General features: G+C 47.0%; 9 protein-coding genes. 3 read left to right on the forward strand and 6 right to left on the reverse strand.

The window, feature by feature from the left end; genetic code table 11:
* Window positions 1-3: 3 nt before the first annotated feature.
* The 6 genes from R3D00_12205 to R3D00_12230 all read right to left on the reverse strand — a co-directional run bounded on the left by R3D00_12205 (window position 4) and on the right by R3D00_12230 (window position 8,670).
* A complete protein-coding gene (locus tag R3D00_12205) occupies window positions 4-3,345 on the reverse strand; it encodes a UTP--glucose-1-phosphate uridylyltransferase (GenBank protein ID MEZ4773938.1) in 3,342 nt (1,113 codons plus the stop codon).
* On the reverse strand, window positions 3,342-4,292 hold the full coding sequence (locus R3D00_12210) for a sugar phosphate nucleotidyltransferase (GenBank protein MEZ4773939.1): 951 nt from the start codon (window positions 4,290-4,292) through the stop codon (window positions 3,342-3,344). Before R3D00_12210 ends, R3D00_12205 begins: the two co-directional genes overlap by 4 nt.
* The gene (locus R3D00_12215) at window positions 4,289-4,732 is read right to left on the reverse strand and encodes a sterol desaturase family protein (GenBank protein ID MEZ4773940.1); all 444 of its coding nucleotides are present in this window, start codon (window positions 4,730-4,732) and stop codon (window positions 4,289-4,291) included. Before R3D00_12215 ends, R3D00_12210 begins: the two co-directional genes overlap by 4 nt.
* Window positions 4,733-4,784: 52 nt before the next feature.
* Window positions 4,785-5,918, reverse strand: a complete 1,134-nt coding sequence (locus R3D00_12220; GenBank protein ID MEZ4773941.1) for a transglycosylase SLT domain-containing protein — start codon at window positions 5,916-5,918, stop codon at window positions 4,785-4,787.
* Between the two features lie 179 nt (window positions 5,919-6,097).
* Window positions 6,098-7,693, reverse strand: coding sequence for a glycosyl hydrolase family 28 protein (locus tag R3D00_12225; GenBank protein ID MEZ4773942.1), 1,596 nt, complete (start codon window positions 7,691-7,693; stop codon window positions 6,098-6,100).
* A gap of 23 nt (window positions 7,694-7,716) precedes the next feature.
* Entirely contained in the window at window positions 7,717-8,670 is a 954-nt protein-coding gene (locus R3D00_12230; GenBank protein MEZ4773943.1) for a transglycosylase SLT domain-containing protein, read from the reverse strand.
* Window positions 8,671-8,769: 99 nt separating this feature from the next.
* Between R3D00_12230 and R3D00_12235 the strand changes: the two genes are divergently transcribed.
* From R3D00_12235 to R3D00_12245, 3 genes are all read left to right on the forward strand, one after another.
* Window positions 8,770-10,422 carry an amidase gene (locus tag R3D00_12235; GenBank protein ID MEZ4773944.1) on the forward strand — a complete coding sequence of 551 codons (1,653 nt, stop codon included), beginning with the start codon at window positions 8,770-8,772 and terminating at the stop codon, window positions 10,420-10,422.
* A gap of 306 nt (window positions 10,423-10,728) precedes the next feature.
* Window positions 10,729-14,628 carry a glycosyltransferase gene (locus R3D00_12240; protein MEZ4773945.1) on the forward strand — a complete coding sequence of 1,300 codons (3,900 nt, stop codon included), beginning with the start codon at window positions 10,729-10,731 and terminating at the stop codon, window positions 14,626-14,628.
* Window positions 14,625-15,959: a glycoside hydrolase family 2 TIM barrel-domain containing protein gene (locus tag R3D00_12245; GenBank protein MEZ4773946.1), complete on the forward strand. Its 1,335-nt coding sequence runs from the start codon at window positions 14,625-14,627 to the stop codon at window positions 15,957-15,959. Before R3D00_12240 ends, R3D00_12245 begins: the two co-directional genes overlap by 4 nt.
* Window positions 15,960-15,964: the final 5 nt, after the last annotated feature.

The raw sequence follows: 15,964 nt of genomic DNA on the forward strand, positions 1-15,964 counted from the left end.
TGTTTATTCTTTTTCCCAGCCACACAGACGGGAAATATACTCCTTGCTGCCATCGGTAATCCATGCATCCAGTTGCGCAGGATCTTTCAATTGTTGTCCGCGTTTGCGCGGAACTGCCAGAAATCCACAGGTAACATCGGGCAACGAACTCATATCGCTCCAAAGTTTTTCCATTTGAGCGACGGGATATATGTCTTCCTGCCCATGTCCCCAGCGATATTTCACATTTTTGATGGTGACGTACGTAGGCAACCTCCAGGCATGATCTCTGACAATCGTGTCAATATCCATTTTTCCCGAAAGGAGTTGCTCGCGGTTCAGCCCAAACCACCCCATCAATTGGTCTATGTCAATCCAGGTGGTCATAGAATTGTAATAGCTGAGTTTCAGTTCATCATCCTCACCCGGCTGGGCGAGGCCTTCGAGAAGCCGAACCTTCCCGTTGACGGTGGCGAGCCCTCCTCCCCGGTCTTCAATTCTTCTGGGGACCACTTCAAACGTAAGCATATTGCCCGATTGTAGATGATAACCCAGGGCACGCGGATCAAGATCTGCACCCAGCGTATCGATATTGTGGAGCATCAGCGTTTTGATCGAAGGTATCTCTTTCAGCATTCTGCTGAGCGTACCATTTCGGAGGAGATTGGATACTTCATACCAGTGTCCCAGCGGACTGAGCCGTTGCTCCGCCAGATTTTCCGTATAGTCGTTTCCTTCTCCTTTTTCGGTAGCCCATTGCACCAAAGTATTTCGGACTGCATCCTTGACTTTTTGTTTGTTTTCATCGAGCATTTCCTGAGGCGTTTCTTCCCACAGGTATTTCAGATCGCGTTCCATGGGTATAAACCGCTGCCCGATGGATCTTCCCGCCGAAAGGTATGTATGCCCTTTGTAACCAAAATTACCGGTACGCAACAATTCGTCGCGGATAGCTTCCTGTGTAAGATAAGAGGTCGCGATTATATGAGGTATATGCGCATTCAGTTTTTCTGCGGTAACGGTAGTTTTTGTCAGATGAACTTCCAGAAAGCTTCGGTGTTTTCCTGCAATTTCGACAAATGGATTCAGCGCTTTGATGACTCCCGCTCCCTGCGTCCAGCGACTACCAGCACCGCCTGCGAGCGAAAATACCGCAACTGAATGCTGCCGAATCGCCGTTTCCCCTGTTTCGGCGCAGTGGCTGTCCAATTTTTCCAATTCACTTATCGATGAATTATCCACATCTTCAATCAGCGTTTCGGCCGGAAGACGATTTCTGGCAAGACCTATGCGTCCACGGATCATGTCGCGCCGAAGCGTTTCATGCTGAATGGCGTCAAATCCATTTTTAGATTTGATTGCTGCAACTTTGTGATCCTCGGCAGAGCCTTTGCTATTCGTAGTGGTATTGACCTTAAAGAGGCTGCTAACCATCGTGCGCAATAAAGGCAAAACTTCCGTATCGGGATTGGCTACGGTAGTGAAATAGTCAAATTCCTCTTTTCGGTTGAATGGAATTGCCGAAGGCTCTCCATTGACCAGTCCTGAAACATGAATATTGTAATAGATCGAAGGCATCAGGGCATAATTGCCATGCTTTAAAGTAGCGAAAGACCCCTGATTGTTGACCGAAAAATTGTACACCACCGGCTCCATGGCAAATGGCAATCCGGGCGCAAATTCCTGTTTGGTTTTCCGCAGGATTTCCAACAATTTGACTTTGTCTGCCTGCTGATTTTTGGTTTTCACAAACATGCCCATTCCCCCGCCAGACATTCCTCCGAGCATTAAAAAACCCAGATAGTCATTGCCAAATTCTGTTTTTGCTTTCGAAATAACCCTTTCCGTAAAGGCATTGGTAGCGGCGGGGATGATGGCTTTGATCGGTCCGTCAAAGTTGCGGGTGGTAGCTGCTGCCAATGCGCCAATGTCAGCGGTTTTTAATGACGAGAGAATAGAATCAAAGATGCCGCCAGCGGATTTTCTTGCATTCCATTCTCTTTCGGCGCGCAGTAAATATTTTTCGGTTACCATCTCCAGCACAGGTCCTACATTTTGTGCCATACCGCCGTGCATAAGCAGCAGGTTTTCTGTGAGTAGTTTTTCCATGTCTGGGTGAAGATCGGGGGACGTAATCACCTTGTGGCGGGGAAGCAGGCATCCTCTGCTTATGCCAAACTCCGGATCTCCTTCGCTGGCGAGGGTACCACTGATCATTTTGATTCCGGGCCATATCCCTCCCGAATCCTGCCATCCGCCACCTGATCCTCCCAGCCATTCTCCCAAAATAGCCCGCGAGGCAATCATCCTTCTTTCTCCCTCGGTGAGCCCGCCTTCGAGCGACTGAGTCTGACCGGTGGCACGCATAAGTACTGAAATAATGGAACCTAGCAGGTTGGTGGAAACGGCAAACCGCGAACCTTTGGGAATATCGTTGACGCTGGTGACGAGTTCTATTCCCAGCCCTGTTCCCACAATTTTTGACAAAATTTCTTTCAAACATTGCCCGGTACTTTCAAAGGAAGGTGGGATCAGTCCGGAAGCAATGATGCCGGCTTTCAGGAGGGACAGGTAGTCGTTGCCAAAGTTGAACAGGTCCTTAAGGTCGGTGATATCCCTGGTAGTGTTGAGGTCAATGCTTGTCAACCGGATCAGGGGTTCTGCAATCACGCGTATGTGCGTAGAGATTGGCGGTTTTACCTCGCGATCTCTGCCAAACACGCCCAGATCTACCGAAATATTTATGACCCGGGCACCTTCGGGATAGTCCATTCCCAGGAAAAAAATATCAGACCAGCAACTGTGACTCAGATCCAGGCGCACCGGGGTATGTTCGGTAAGTATGGGGAAAAAATGTCTGTCTCCCTCCCTTTTCAATAAGAGCGAATGAAAGCGTATCGGGTGTTCGGCGATATTGCCCCCGCGAAACAGCCATTGGTTGCCTTTGCTGGCCCTTACACTTTTGCGCACCTGATCACTCAGAATTTGGAAAGAGAGATGGTGATAGGCTTCAGCCAGCCCACTGGCTAGGTTGCCATTCATCCCCGAATCTGCGGCATCGCGATGAAATGCAGTAATTGCGTATTCAAATCTTCTTTGCAGGAGATCCGCAAAACCTTCAGACGGCAGGTTGCCTGTCCGGGGCAAGTCCGGGTGTTCCTGCACAAAAAACCGGTATCCGGCATATAGAAACAGACACGCCCTTACCCGGTGGTAAAGGCTTTCCGAATGCATACGAAACTGATCGACTTCGGCAAGGGATTGCAGCAATTGCGGGAGCGGCATTTGAGCGGCCAGACTGAAAAACGACTGGTTTTGCTTTTCCCTGTCATTACTGACAATGGTTTCCAGAAATGGATTTGTCATGATCTGCGTGAAGATTCTCCCAGTATTTGAACCACATAATTAATGATTTCGTCGCGATTTTGCCCGGCGAGTCCGAAGGCAAGTTGCGCCTGAAACAAGCCATAGGAATCGCTCAGGTCAAAACGCGTGCCTTTGAGTTCGCTGGCGAGCAGGAGCTTTTTGTCGGCCAGAACCTGTAGGGCAGGGGTGAGTTGAAGTTCCTGGCCAGCGGTTAGTGTCTGTGCCTGGTTTCGAAGGATGCTGAATATATCTGGCTGAAGGATATGCATGCCAAAGACACAGAGAAAATATCCCATCCGCAGGCCTGGGGTCATGAGTTCGACCTCAGCGAAGCTGAGGGAGGGTTTTTCGACGATACGCTCGACCTGAAACAAACCCGCCTCGCCGGTAGGCTTTCCTGCCAGTGTACCGTAGTGATTGATCAGATGGCCGGAGGTAGCATTTACGGCAGAAACGGAAATCCCTTTGGAAAAATCTGCAGCAGCGATCAATTGTTGAGAACAGCGCTTCGTACCATGCATACAGTGGTAAAAATGATCGCCCAATAGCAGTAAAAATGGCTCATCTCCGACAAATTTTTCGGCACATAATACCGCATCCCCGTATCCGCCTTCTTTTTCCTGGACTGAAAAACTCAGGCACTCCAGTAGGGCTGAAATATGCGCAACTTCAGCTTCTGCCCAATCTATACCCTCATATGCCCGGATCAGATTTTCCCTGAGAGAGTGGAATGCCTGTAAATACCGGTCTTCATCTCCGGGTGCACATACAATGCAGATTTCTTCTACTCCGGCTGCCAGCGCTTCTTCGGCAATGATCTGGATCACGGGTTTGGTTACGCCGTCTTTGTCAACAAATGGGAGCATGGCTTTTTGCACGGTATCCGCGACGGGGTACAACCGTGCTCCCCGCGCAGCGGCGGTGATGACGCCTTTTTTTACCTTCATTTTACTGAATATTTTTTATGTGCGTAGAGAAAGCCATAAGCTTCTCCGGGATTTTTAGCGCCGTGCCTGTGATGTTGTTTATGGGCACGGATCAACCGGCGGATATACGCATTCCTGAAATTGCGTTTGAATCTGATCCGCTGGTGGATAATCATATCGTGGAAAAGAAAATAGAATATTCCATAACCGGCAATTCCGATGCCCACCCACAAATGCCAGCTGCCTGTAGGGCCACCTTTGAGAATCAGGCCGGCAGCGATTGCTGCGTAGATAAGAGAAACGAGATCGTTCCACTCAAACCAGCTTTTACGGGCGCGATGGTGCGAGCGGTGGAGAAACCATAACGGCCCGTGCAAAAGATATTTATGAGAAAACCATGCCCACGCCTCCATGGTGATAAAGGTTCCGGTAAGGATAAGTATATTTACCATTATATACATACAGAGAAAATAATGCCGTCTAAGATACAGAAACTTATTTTTTTTCAGACGGTTAAATTCTTGGTAAAGCGGGGTTTAACCCTAAAGCAGTGTCTCTGCACACCGTATCAGGCAATGCTTCAATGATTCGGTTGAGTTCCAGAATGGAGGCCAAAGCCACCTGGCTATAATTCTGGCTGGCATTTTTAAATCCGCCTGATTCGGTTTTCCAAATCTGCAACATCAGCCCCTGCCCACCTTCGGTGGGGTTTATTTTTTGAAGTACGGCTTCTACATTGCCGGCACCTGCATGGTAGGAATGCAGTACAAGCAGCCTGAACCAAAGGTCTGTTTCCTGAAAAGTGATATTCCGTTTCCGGAGCATATAACGGGTCTGGGGTACACAGCGGGAAGCGATAAGCTTGGCAGCAGCTGAGGCTGATTTTTCAAAATCTTCACGCTCATCAATAGAATCATTGACCACAAGCCCGTGTTCAAGGGCTACTTGTTTCATCAACTGAAACGAACCATAGGCACCAACCGGTGAGTACTGCAATTGGCCGGGACTTTCAATCAGCAAAATGGCTTGTGCATACCAGGGATCCACATTCATTTCCTCAAATATCCTGATTCCTTTGGTGATACTGGGCAAGACTTTGTTGAATTTATAGTAATGGCGTTTTCCATAAGTAATAAAAACCGGTACATCGTTTTCCATCCCAAAAAGGGTGCGCACACTGTCCCGGTAATTTTCCTGCATGGAATCTGTTTTGGCTTCCCACCAGCCTGAGGGGCGCACTTCGATGATTTTGCGGGAACTGGCGATATTTACAATACACGAATCCAATCCCATATTCATTACCATTCGCCAAAAAACTGGCTGTGCGAGCGTATCCCATCTTTGCCGATAGAGCTGTGTATCAACCACTGTGGTAAGGCAACCCAGAAAGCGAGGGTTGACCTCTATCGTAAAACCTGGATTCAGTGTATCGGAAAGATCCTCACATTGGGTGTCAAATGAAGCGAAAATATTGGCTACACTGTCATTATTAAACAGGGTAACTTCAATTCCGGCGGGAATTACCGGATTTTCCATCATACTGGCCGCAGCAAACCGGGCTGCCGGGTCGGAAGTGAGAAGCTGAGCAGGGAGATAGATCAGGGCACAAAAGCCGGGAATTAACCAAATAGACCAAATCCTTTTCACGTTACAGTCAGTATTCAGGTACAAAAACAAGGCATTGAATAATTTCGGCCATTATTCACTTACCTACTAATTTACGTATCAACTATCCTGTATTTGCTTCCGTATGTTTATACGGTTATTACTTCCGCCTTAATGGTGAAAGTTTCGGAATCGTCAGATAGTTCAAATTACGAATTAATTTATTTTCTCCTGACGACGTTTTTCCCTACTTCCTTACTTACTTTGATTTTTTCTGCAGAGCGGTTGAGCGGGTCTACATTTGAGGCAATCACAGTGCGTGTTTTTTCGCCTGAAATGGCGATCAGGGTACCAGATCCCGGCGAGGCATAGATCTCATCGAGTAGGGTTATGGGTACATTTTCCAGTAGAATAACGGGAGATCGATTTTCCATCAACCCTTGTCTACCCGTGAAATCTTTGATTTGTACTTCATCACAATTGTAAAGGTGAACGGCGCCTTTCCATGCGGGTTCTGTGTGCACTGAATCCCAGGAGACTTCCATTCCGGAAATTTTTAACCCGTTTACATCATGGGCTTCAAATCCCCAGTCTGCACGTTTATCCAGATAATTTTCGGGTTCCATTTTCAATTGCACATGGCGAAGCTGAATATTTTCCAGCTGGCGCCCTTCCGGGTGAAGAGAATCGGGGGCATAACCGCCTATTCTGCTGGTTCCCTGCCCGGTGGCAACAATATTTTCAAACACTACGTTGCGGATAAATCCCAGTTTGGAATTGGGCCGGCGTTTGCGCAAAATAATCGAGATCGGATCGCCATCTCCCCACCAGTTGAAATGTCTCCGGCTGGTTTCTATGGTGATATTGGAAAATAAAACATTTTCCACAGTCCCGCCATCCCGCATGACAATACTCAGTCCGCGGTTGGCATTTCGCACGACGCAGTTGCTAAAAGTAATGTGTCGGAAATCTCCATAGCTTTCGGTGCCCAGCTTCAGCCCCGCTGAAGAGGAGGAGACCACGCAGTTGGTGACGGTTACATTTTCACAGTGATGTTGGACCCCTTTGGTAAAATTGGCTTTGAGCACGATGGCATCGTCGCCGGTGGTGACAATACAATCTGAAATTACCACATCCCGGCAGCCATCCACATCAATCCCATCTGAGTTTACGCCTGCCTGGAGGCTTGATTCGATATAAACGCCCCGGATATATACCCGCTGGCATTGTTTCAGATCCAGTGTCCACGAACAGGATTCGATCAGGGAAATGTCTTCTACGGTAATATCTGAGGAATGCTCAAGTACTACCAGCCTTACATAAGGTTTGACTTTGTAGTACATTTTCATCTCAACTCCGGCTTTGCGGGCATTTTCTGTTATATCCGGAATAAAACCATCTACAGACTTCAGGTCTTCATATACCCGACGGGCCTGCCCGTGGATTTTACCTTTCCCCCGAATAGTGATATGATGCGCACTGTCTGCAAACAGTAGTACGGGCTCACTCAGACTTCTGTAGATGTGGTAATCTGCGGTGTCCTGGCTGGCGTAAAGTGTCGCTCCGGCTTCCAGCCATAGGGTGGTATTGCTGGAAATCCGCAAAGATCCGGAAAGGTATTCACCCGGTGGGAAATAGACAATTCCTCCACCGGAAGCGGTGCAATCATCCAATGCTTTTTGAATGAAGGATGTCGCTTTTTGGCTTTTTTCACCTGATGCCCCATAGTCTTTGATCGAAAAACAGGGAACGGCAGGCTGCGCAGCAAGCACAAATGCCTGGAAAAATATCCATAACATCAGACCCATACGAAACATAGTAGTAGCAATATTTAACAGAATCAGTGCCGGTTCAGGACGCTGTATTCTGTTTCGATGATACGATCAAGTTCAAGAAAAGACGCAATCGCAACCTGAGAGTAGTTTTGGGATGCGTTGCGAAATCCTTTATATTCTGTAGTCCAAAGCTCCCGGATCAGGTCTATACCTCCGGTCTTTGGTTGAATGAGTCGGAGTGCGCCCCTTACATTGCCCGCTCCGGCATGGTAAACATGGAGTACCAGGAGCCGGAACCACAGTTCGTTTTCCTGATATTTGATTCCGTAGGCATTAAGCATAGCCCTGACCTCAGGGATGCAGGTTTTTTTGAGGTATTTGGCGGCAGCCATGGCGGATTTTTCGAGATCTTCGCGCTCATCTACCTGACTATTGACGGTCAGTCCTCCTTCAACCGCCACATATTTCATCAACTGAAAAGATCCATTGGCTCCTGCATAAGATTTGCGAATCTGCCCCGGACTTTCGATCAGGAGAATGGCCTGTGCATACCAGGGATCTGTTTCGTATTGTTTAAATACATCAATGGCTTTGCTGATGGCGGGCAGTACGGCTCTGTGTTGGTAGTAATCACTTTTACCGTAAGTTACATACAGCCGGGTCCCCTTGGGCAAGCCAAATTGGGTGAGCATCGAATCCTTAAACTTCAATTTGGCATCAGTGGAAAGCGAATCATAAAAAGCAGTGGGAAACGTGTGGAGTACCTTTCGTGTATCTGCTACATTCAACACACTCGAATCCGGGGAAAGGGTCATTATCCTTCGCCAGAAGCGCATTTGCGCCAGCGTATCCCACCTTTCGGTATAGATAAAGTTGTCGCGGATAACCTTTTGAACCAACGTATCGAGTGGCCGGGAAATTTCCACAATCTTCAATGACTCTGCAGAGTCCTGAGCAGTACTTTTAAAGCCAAAGATTACAAAAAAGCCAAATAAAAAGGGGAGAATCCTCAATTTCATACCACCAAAATTATTTTCCAATGTGTACCATCCACACAACATGTAATTTAGTCAGAATTGTGCATTAAATTGTTGTTGATTTTAAAAAACAATTAACACATGAAGCGATTTTTAGGATTTTTCTCATTTTGCGTCGTTCAATTCTTTTTATTGAATGTCCTTTCGGCACAAATTTCTCCCGCACTTCCGACTTCAGCTCAGGCGCTGATGGGATTGCACTTCGAACCTGCCGAAATCGATTCGATGTTGAGTGGATTGGAAGATCAGAGAAAAGACTATGAGGCGATTCGTTCAGTTGCTTTGCCCAACGCCATTATTCCTTCTGTCGGGTTTCAGCCATTGCCACCGGGGTTTATTGTTCCTGACAAACAGATAAAAATACGCTGGGATTTACCCAAACAGGTGATCGTTCCTGAAAACCGGGAAGCGCTGGCATTTTATTCTGTTTCTGAATTATCGGTACTGATCAAAAATAAAAAAATCACTTCAGAGGAGCTGACGATGATCTATATCAACCGGCTGAAAAAATACGGAGATACGCTGGCTTGTGTGATTACCCTGACCGAAGACCGGGCACTGCGAATGGCCAGAAAGGCAGACCGGGAAATCAGGGCAGGTAAATATCGCGGTCCCCTTCATGGCATTCCTTATGGGGTGAAAGACCTGCTTTCGGTGGAAGGGTATCCGACGACCTGGGGGGCAAAACCTTATCAGGATCAGGTTTTGAGTGAAACCGCTACAGTGGTTCAGCGGCTGGATTCTGCCGGTGCTGTACTTGTGGCAAAGCTTACTATGGGCGCACTCGCCTGGGGCGATGTTTGGTTTGGCGGTACGACCCGCAATCCGTGGAATGTAAAAGAAGGCTCCAGCGGATCTTCCGCCGGCTCCGCTTCGGCTACTGCCGCAGGGCTGGTGGCCTTTTCTATCGGCACAGAAACCTGGGGGTCTATCGTGTCCCCCTCCATGCGATGCGGCGATACGGGACTTAGGCCTTCATATGGACGGGTAAGCCGCTCCGGCGCGATGGCACTGAGCTGGAGTATGGACAAGATTGGCCCTATTTGCCGTACTGCCAATGACTGTGCCCTTGTATTTGATGTCATCCGGGGGTTGGATGAAAAAGATTTGTCGCTGATACCTGCGGCATTTAATTATACCCCCCGCCTGCCGGTTTCTGCATTGAAAGTGGGGTATCTGGCCAGTTTATTTGATGCCGACTACCCGGGAAAAGCAAATGATATAAAATCGCTCGAAATCTTACGTGGCATGGGAATAAACCTCGAACCGGTAACCCTGCCCGAAAACCTGCCGGTAAATGCTTTGGGTATTATACTTTCTGCGGAGGCCGCCGCAGCTTTTGATGAGCTGACACGCTCAAACCGCGACAGCTTGCTCGTGCGCCAGATCAAGAATGCCTGGCCCAATGTATTTCGCACCGCACGATTTATTCCGGCCGTAGAGTATATCCAGGCAAATCGAATCCGCACCATCCTGATATCGCAGATGAATGAATGTATGCAGCCTTTTGATGTGGTGGTAGCCCCCAGTTTTGAGGGCGATCAGTTGCTGATTACGAATCTTACAGGGCACCCATCTGTAGTGGTACCCAACGGCTTTTATGCCAATGGCAGCCCATCGGGAATCACTTTTTTAGGGAATTTGTTTGAAGAGGCAAAAATTCTCCGGTTGGCGAAAGCTTTCCAGGACGAGACAGATTTTGAAGAACAGCACCCCGCCTGGCTCAAACCATAATTTTGCATTTTTTCTACAAAAACTCTCGATTTTTAACATATTACTACATATCTTGTCATATCATCCATGATGAATTGGGGCGATTTTGGCTTTATAAACTCCGGAAAGATTAACTATTTCGACAGTAGTAAATTCATTCCCTACCGTTGAGATCGCATAACTTACCATTTGAACCGCAGGGGATGGAAAATTTGGCATAATAATAGAAGTTTGAACTGTAAATGATCAATACATCTCTGTGATGGGTTTTTTGATACGGCATTCACAGGGGTTGAAGAACTGAAAAATATCGGATTAATAGGCTGAATGATTGACTTTGGACGTTGGCAAAAACATGCCTTGCAGAGGCGGCAAATTGATCCCCCTTCTCCATCAGAAACATGGGGGATACGTTTTCTTATTCTGCTGGGTATAGGATCTGTAATCCTCTTTTTATGGTGGTTTATTGATTCTGAACATATTGGAACCAGACTTCTTTTCTGGCCATTGACCTTCGCTCTGGGATTTAAAATACTTGAATTACTCCATGAGTGGTATCACTATGGAGCGATCTCTGTTCCTCAAATGCCTGAGTCCACCCGTACATGGACGGTGGATATGCTGACTACCTATTGCGCAGGGGAGCCATATCCTATGATTATCAATACCCTTCGGGCGATGAAAGCGGTGACATATCCGCACACGACTTACCTATGTGACGAGGCCAATGATCCCTACCTGAAGAAAATATGTGAAGAACTTGGTGTTATTCATGTTTATCGGGGTACAAATAAAACCAATGCCAAGGCCGGAAATATCAATTATACGCTGTTTAATTTTGCCAAAGGCGAGCTGGCCATTATCCTTGATCCGGACCATGAGCCTGCACCGGACTTCATTGATCGGGTAGTCAACTATTTTGAAGACCCGGAGATCGGATATGTACAGTGTGTACAGGCTTACAGCAACCGTACCGAAAGTTTTATCGCAAAAGGTGCTGCGGAGCAGACCTACCATTTCTATGGTCCGATGATGATGAGCATGAATTCGTACGGAACTGCGCAGGCGATTGGTGCCAATTGTACTTTTCGCAGGGCTGCCCTGGATTCCATCGGCGGACATGCCGCCGGTTTATGCGAAGATATGCATACCGCCATGCAAATCCATGCCAAAGGCTGGAAATCACTGTATGTGCCCGAATTGTTGACCCGTGGGCTGGTACCTGCTACGCTTTCGGCTTACTACAAGCAGCAAATGAAATGGGCCAGAGGTGCGTTTGAATTGCTGTTTCTCGAATATCCCCGTTTGATCCGGAAACTTACCTGGCGGCAGAATATTCATTACTTTACCATTCCGCTGTATTTTTTATCCGGACTGATCAGCCTGATTGATATCCTCATTCCGATTCTTTCCCTTTTGATGGCCGAAGTGCCATGGCATGTGGAAATGGATCAGTTTCTGATGGTCGTTACTCCTATGTTGGCTTTGTCTATGCTGATCAGGCAGTTTGCCCAAAAGTATATGCTGGAAGAACATGAAAGAGGCTTTCACGTGTTGGGAGGCTTCCTTCGTTTTGGTTCCTGGTGGGTTTTTCTCGTAGGATTTATTTACAGCATTTTCCGGATCAAAGTGCCCTATATTCCTACCCCCAAAGATGACAAACCTTCCAATGCATGGCTCCTTAGCCTTCCGAATATCATTGCCATTGTCGCCAGTGTTGGCGCAGTCATTTATGGGTTGTCGATTGACTGGAATCCCTACAGCTTTTTTATGGCAGGGTATGCTTTGGTGAATGCGACAATCCTCTCTATTGTGGTTTTGATGAGCCAGCAAAAGATGATGATCAGCATTTACGACTGGATGGGGATGGACGAATTGATCACCGGAATACGTGCATTCTGGTGGAATCTTCGGCATTATATTCTTTATCGCCTGATTCGAAATAGTTCATTGGTATTGTCTGTTGTGTTGATTTTTACTTTGAGCAGTTATGCGATTTATGAAACGAACCAGCGACAACTGATGAAAGAGCTCGCAATGCAGGAAACCAGTCAGGTAAACTGGTATTATACCGGGATTCATCTGGAAGGCGAAAATCAGCAGATTGCGGGCAAAAAACTCAAAGAATTTAAGGAAGATTCTGGTATTTATCCGGGTGTAGCTTCCCTTGACTACAGCGGGTTTAGTATTGCTGTAACCGATACATTTCTGCGCAATATTTCTGATTTGGGCGTTGTACCTCTGATCAACTGGTTACCCATCATGAAAAAGGAGGAGATTTCAGATACTACCTCCGTATTTGCTTCCATTCTTAATCACAAATATGACCGGGAAATACGCACCTTGGGCAACGCACTGCGTCAAATCGACCGCCCGATATTTCTGAACTTTGCCCCGGGTTCTGACAATCCCAGCGCTGAATGGTACCGGCCGGGGGATGATTATGTAAATGATTTTAAGGATGCCTGGGTATATTTGGTCACAGAGTTTGGCAATGTCGGCGCATCAAACGTTACCTGGGTATATTCTCCTTCATTCCCCGAATCCATTCCTGCCTTTTATCCCGGAGAAAATTTTGTAAACTGGATTGGTATTTCACTCAATCATACGCCCGGGTCTTTTCATGACAGGTATGAAAGCTATGCGATGGCCTTGCGAAACTTTGACGGATACAGGGGGCAGCCCGTCATCATTCAAGACTTTGCAGAAGGGGTATCCGGGGGAAATGCCAGTCAATGGCTCACTGAAGCGCTGGCTGATATTGATGAATTATTCCCTGAAATTCATGGATTGGTTTCCGGTGAAATTCCTGATAATCTTCAGGACGCTTTTGATCAGTTTGCCAACACTCGTTCGTTTAGCCATGCAGCTCCTTTTATCCCTTCTGAAAATCTCTATCAGGCTGAAACATTCAAAGAGTGGCATTCAGAATTTGTGAAAAAATCGGACCATGGATTTGACCTGCTGGTAAATGGAAAACCTTTTTATATCCGGGGGGTAGCCTACAATGCGACCCATGACTGGAGAGACGGATATCTCCCTCTGACAAGAAGACAGCTGACTAAAGATTTTTCAAGGATCAGCCAGATGGGGGCAAATACGATTCGTCGGTATGGAAATAGCGGCGTTTATGAAAAAAATGTACTCAATATCGCACAAGAACATAACCTGAAAGTTTTGTACGGCCTGTGGTTTGATCCTGCGGTTGACTATTATGCTGATACTTTAGCTGTAGAGGAAATCAGGAGGAATACGCTGGCTACCATAGCTCGTTTCAAAGATTATCCTGCGGTATTGGGGTGGACACTCGGCAACGAAACCTGGGCGAGTCTGAAGTATCATTATGCTCCGCCCTACCTTTCGAGGGTACGCCGCGCACACATCCGATTGATAGAAGAACTGGCCCGTGAGATTAAAAAAATTGACCCTGCGCACCCGGTTTTTGCTGCGCTGGAACATAACCAGGACCTGACTGCCTGTCTGGATGCTTATAGAAGATTTACGCCTTCCGTAGATATCATTGGTATCAATACCTATTACGGCGAAAGAATTCAGACACTGGAAGGAATTGCCAATACGTATATTCCCGACCGCCCGTACCTGGTGTCTTCATTCGGGCCGGTTAAGTATTGGGACCCGAGCACCCCCAACTATGCAAGAAACCTCATTCCGGAAGAAAATTCCAGTTTCGAAAAAGCGCAGAACTATGGACAGAGCTGGACGAAGTATATCGTATCAAACAAAGGCTCTAATGTAGGTGGAATTGCCTTTTGCTGGTCTGACCGTATGGAGGGCACAGCAACATGGTTTGGTATCACTGATTTTAAAGGCAGGCTCAAACCCTCCTATTATGCATTAAAAAATGTGTGGAAAGAGGAAAAAAATGCCCCGCCTTTATATGAAGCTTATATCAATGGTCCGGGTTTTGCCCTCGAACGAGGCAAAACCTACACCTTCCGGGCAGTAACTGAAAACAACCGGAGCTGGAATATGACCTACGAATGGTTCCTCATGCGTGAAAAATATCTCGATGATTCGGGCGATGTGAAGTTGGCATTCAATGGAAAAGAAGCGTCCATTTATATACCTGACGACAAGTATTCGTATCGGCTTTATCTCTATATCAGCGACTTTTATGGCAACGTCGTAACAGCTTCTGAACCCATTGATATTCAAGAGAAACAATCTCAGAATCATGAAAATGCAAAACCCCTGAGTGGACGATGAAAATAGATAAAGCCACGATATTGCTCATATGTCTGCCCGTGATGTTTGTATGGACGGGTTGCCTCTTTCCGGAAAAAAAATTCCCCGGAGTAGATGCATCATTTAATAAAACCGTAGAAATACGGCAAGTGGGAAATAAATACCAGCTCTTTCGCAATGGCCAACCATACTATATAAAAGGGGCAGGAGGGGATCAGTATTTTGCAGAACTCGCAGCAAATGGGGGCAATTCTATTCGTACATGGTCGACCTACCAACTGACAGAAACCCTGGACCAGGCGCAGGCACACGGATTGACAGTCCTGGCTGGACTTGACCTTTGGCCGGAGAGACTGGGCATGGATTACAATGATCCCAATATGGTCGCTGAGCAGAAAGAACGGATTCGCAAAGATGTCCTCACCTATAAAGACCATCCTGCTCTGTTGATGTGGGGAATCGGGAATGAACTGGATTTGGGGTATGCCAATGAAGACGTATGGGTAGCGGTCAATGATATTGCAGCTATGATCCATGAGATTGATCCCAATCACCCGACCACCACCATGATCATGCCCAATGCCCGCAATACACGGTTGATTGCTGAGAAAGCGCCTGAAATAGATATTCTTTCGTTTAATGTCTTTGGGGCAGCGGGCAAGCTCAATGAAAACCTCCGAAAACCCTGGTGGGGTTGGAAGGGGCCTTATATTATTTCAGAATGGGGCGGATTGGGTTGGTGGGAAAGACAAACCACGCAGTGGCATGTGCCCATTGATATGTCAGGTACACTCAAGGCACAAAAGCTGGTGGAAGTATATACCGAATCTATGCAGGAAGATACATCGTGGTGTATAGGTTCTTATCTGTTTTTTTGGGGAAATAAGCAGGAGCGCACACATACATGGTTTAGCTTTTTCACGGAAGAAGGGGATCCTACCACGCTGGTTGAGGCAGCCCGTTTCAACTGGACAGGGAAATGGCCAGATAACCGCGCACCCGTCATTGACTCTGTAAAACTCAACAACCGGATCGATTCTGAAAACATCTATCTGTATAAAAATCAGCGTTATTCGGCAAAGGTGCTGGCGAAAGATCCCGAAAACCAGCCGCTTAATTATAAATGGGAAATTCGCCCTGAAGGAAGTTATATCAAGATTACCGGAGGGGACAAAGAAGAGCGGCCACAGCCTATTGCCGGGCTGATCGAAACGGTTGAGGACGGCGTAATGACCTTTTTCGCACCTGATAAACCCGGCGCATACCGTATATTTGTGTATATTTCAGATCCGGGAAAAAGTACTGCAATCGCAGATATTCCGTTTTTTGTGACCCATCATGCCATCGACTGATCGTG

This window comes from Bacteroidia bacterium (genome assembly GCA_041391665.1).
Lineage (GTDB): Bacteria > Bacteroidota > Bacteroidia > J057 > J057 > JAGQVA01.

Coding starts and splice junctions, on each gene's coding strand:
- R3D00_12230 (MEZ4773943.1), bottom strand. CDS start 8,670: ATGAAATTGAGGATTCTCCCCTTTTTATTTGGCTTTTTTGTAATCTTT.
- R3D00_12240 (MEZ4773945.1), top strand. CDS start 10,729: ATGATTGACTTTGGACGTTGGCAAAAACATGCCTTGCAGAGGCGGCAA.
- R3D00_12245 (MEZ4773946.1), top strand. CDS start 14,625: ATGAAAATAGATAAAGCCACGATATTGCTCATATGTCTGCCCGTGATG.
- R3D00_12215 (MEZ4773940.1), bottom strand. CDS start 4,732: ATGTATATAATGGTAAATATACTTATCCTTACCGGAACCTTTATCACC.
- R3D00_12235 (MEZ4773944.1), top strand. CDS start 8,770: ATGAAGCGATTTTTAGGATTTTTCTCATTTTGCGTCGTTCAATTCTTT.
- R3D00_12210 (MEZ4773939.1), bottom strand. CDS start 4,292: ATGAAGGTAAAAAAAGGCGTCATCACCGCCGCTGCGCGGGGAGCACGG.
- R3D00_12225 (MEZ4773942.1), bottom strand. CDS start 7,693: ATGTTTCGTATGGGTCTGATGTTATGGATATTTTTCCAGGCATTTGTG.
- R3D00_12205 (MEZ4773938.1), bottom strand. CDS start 3,345: ATGACAAATCCATTTCTGGAAACCATTGTCAGTAATGACAGGGAAAAG.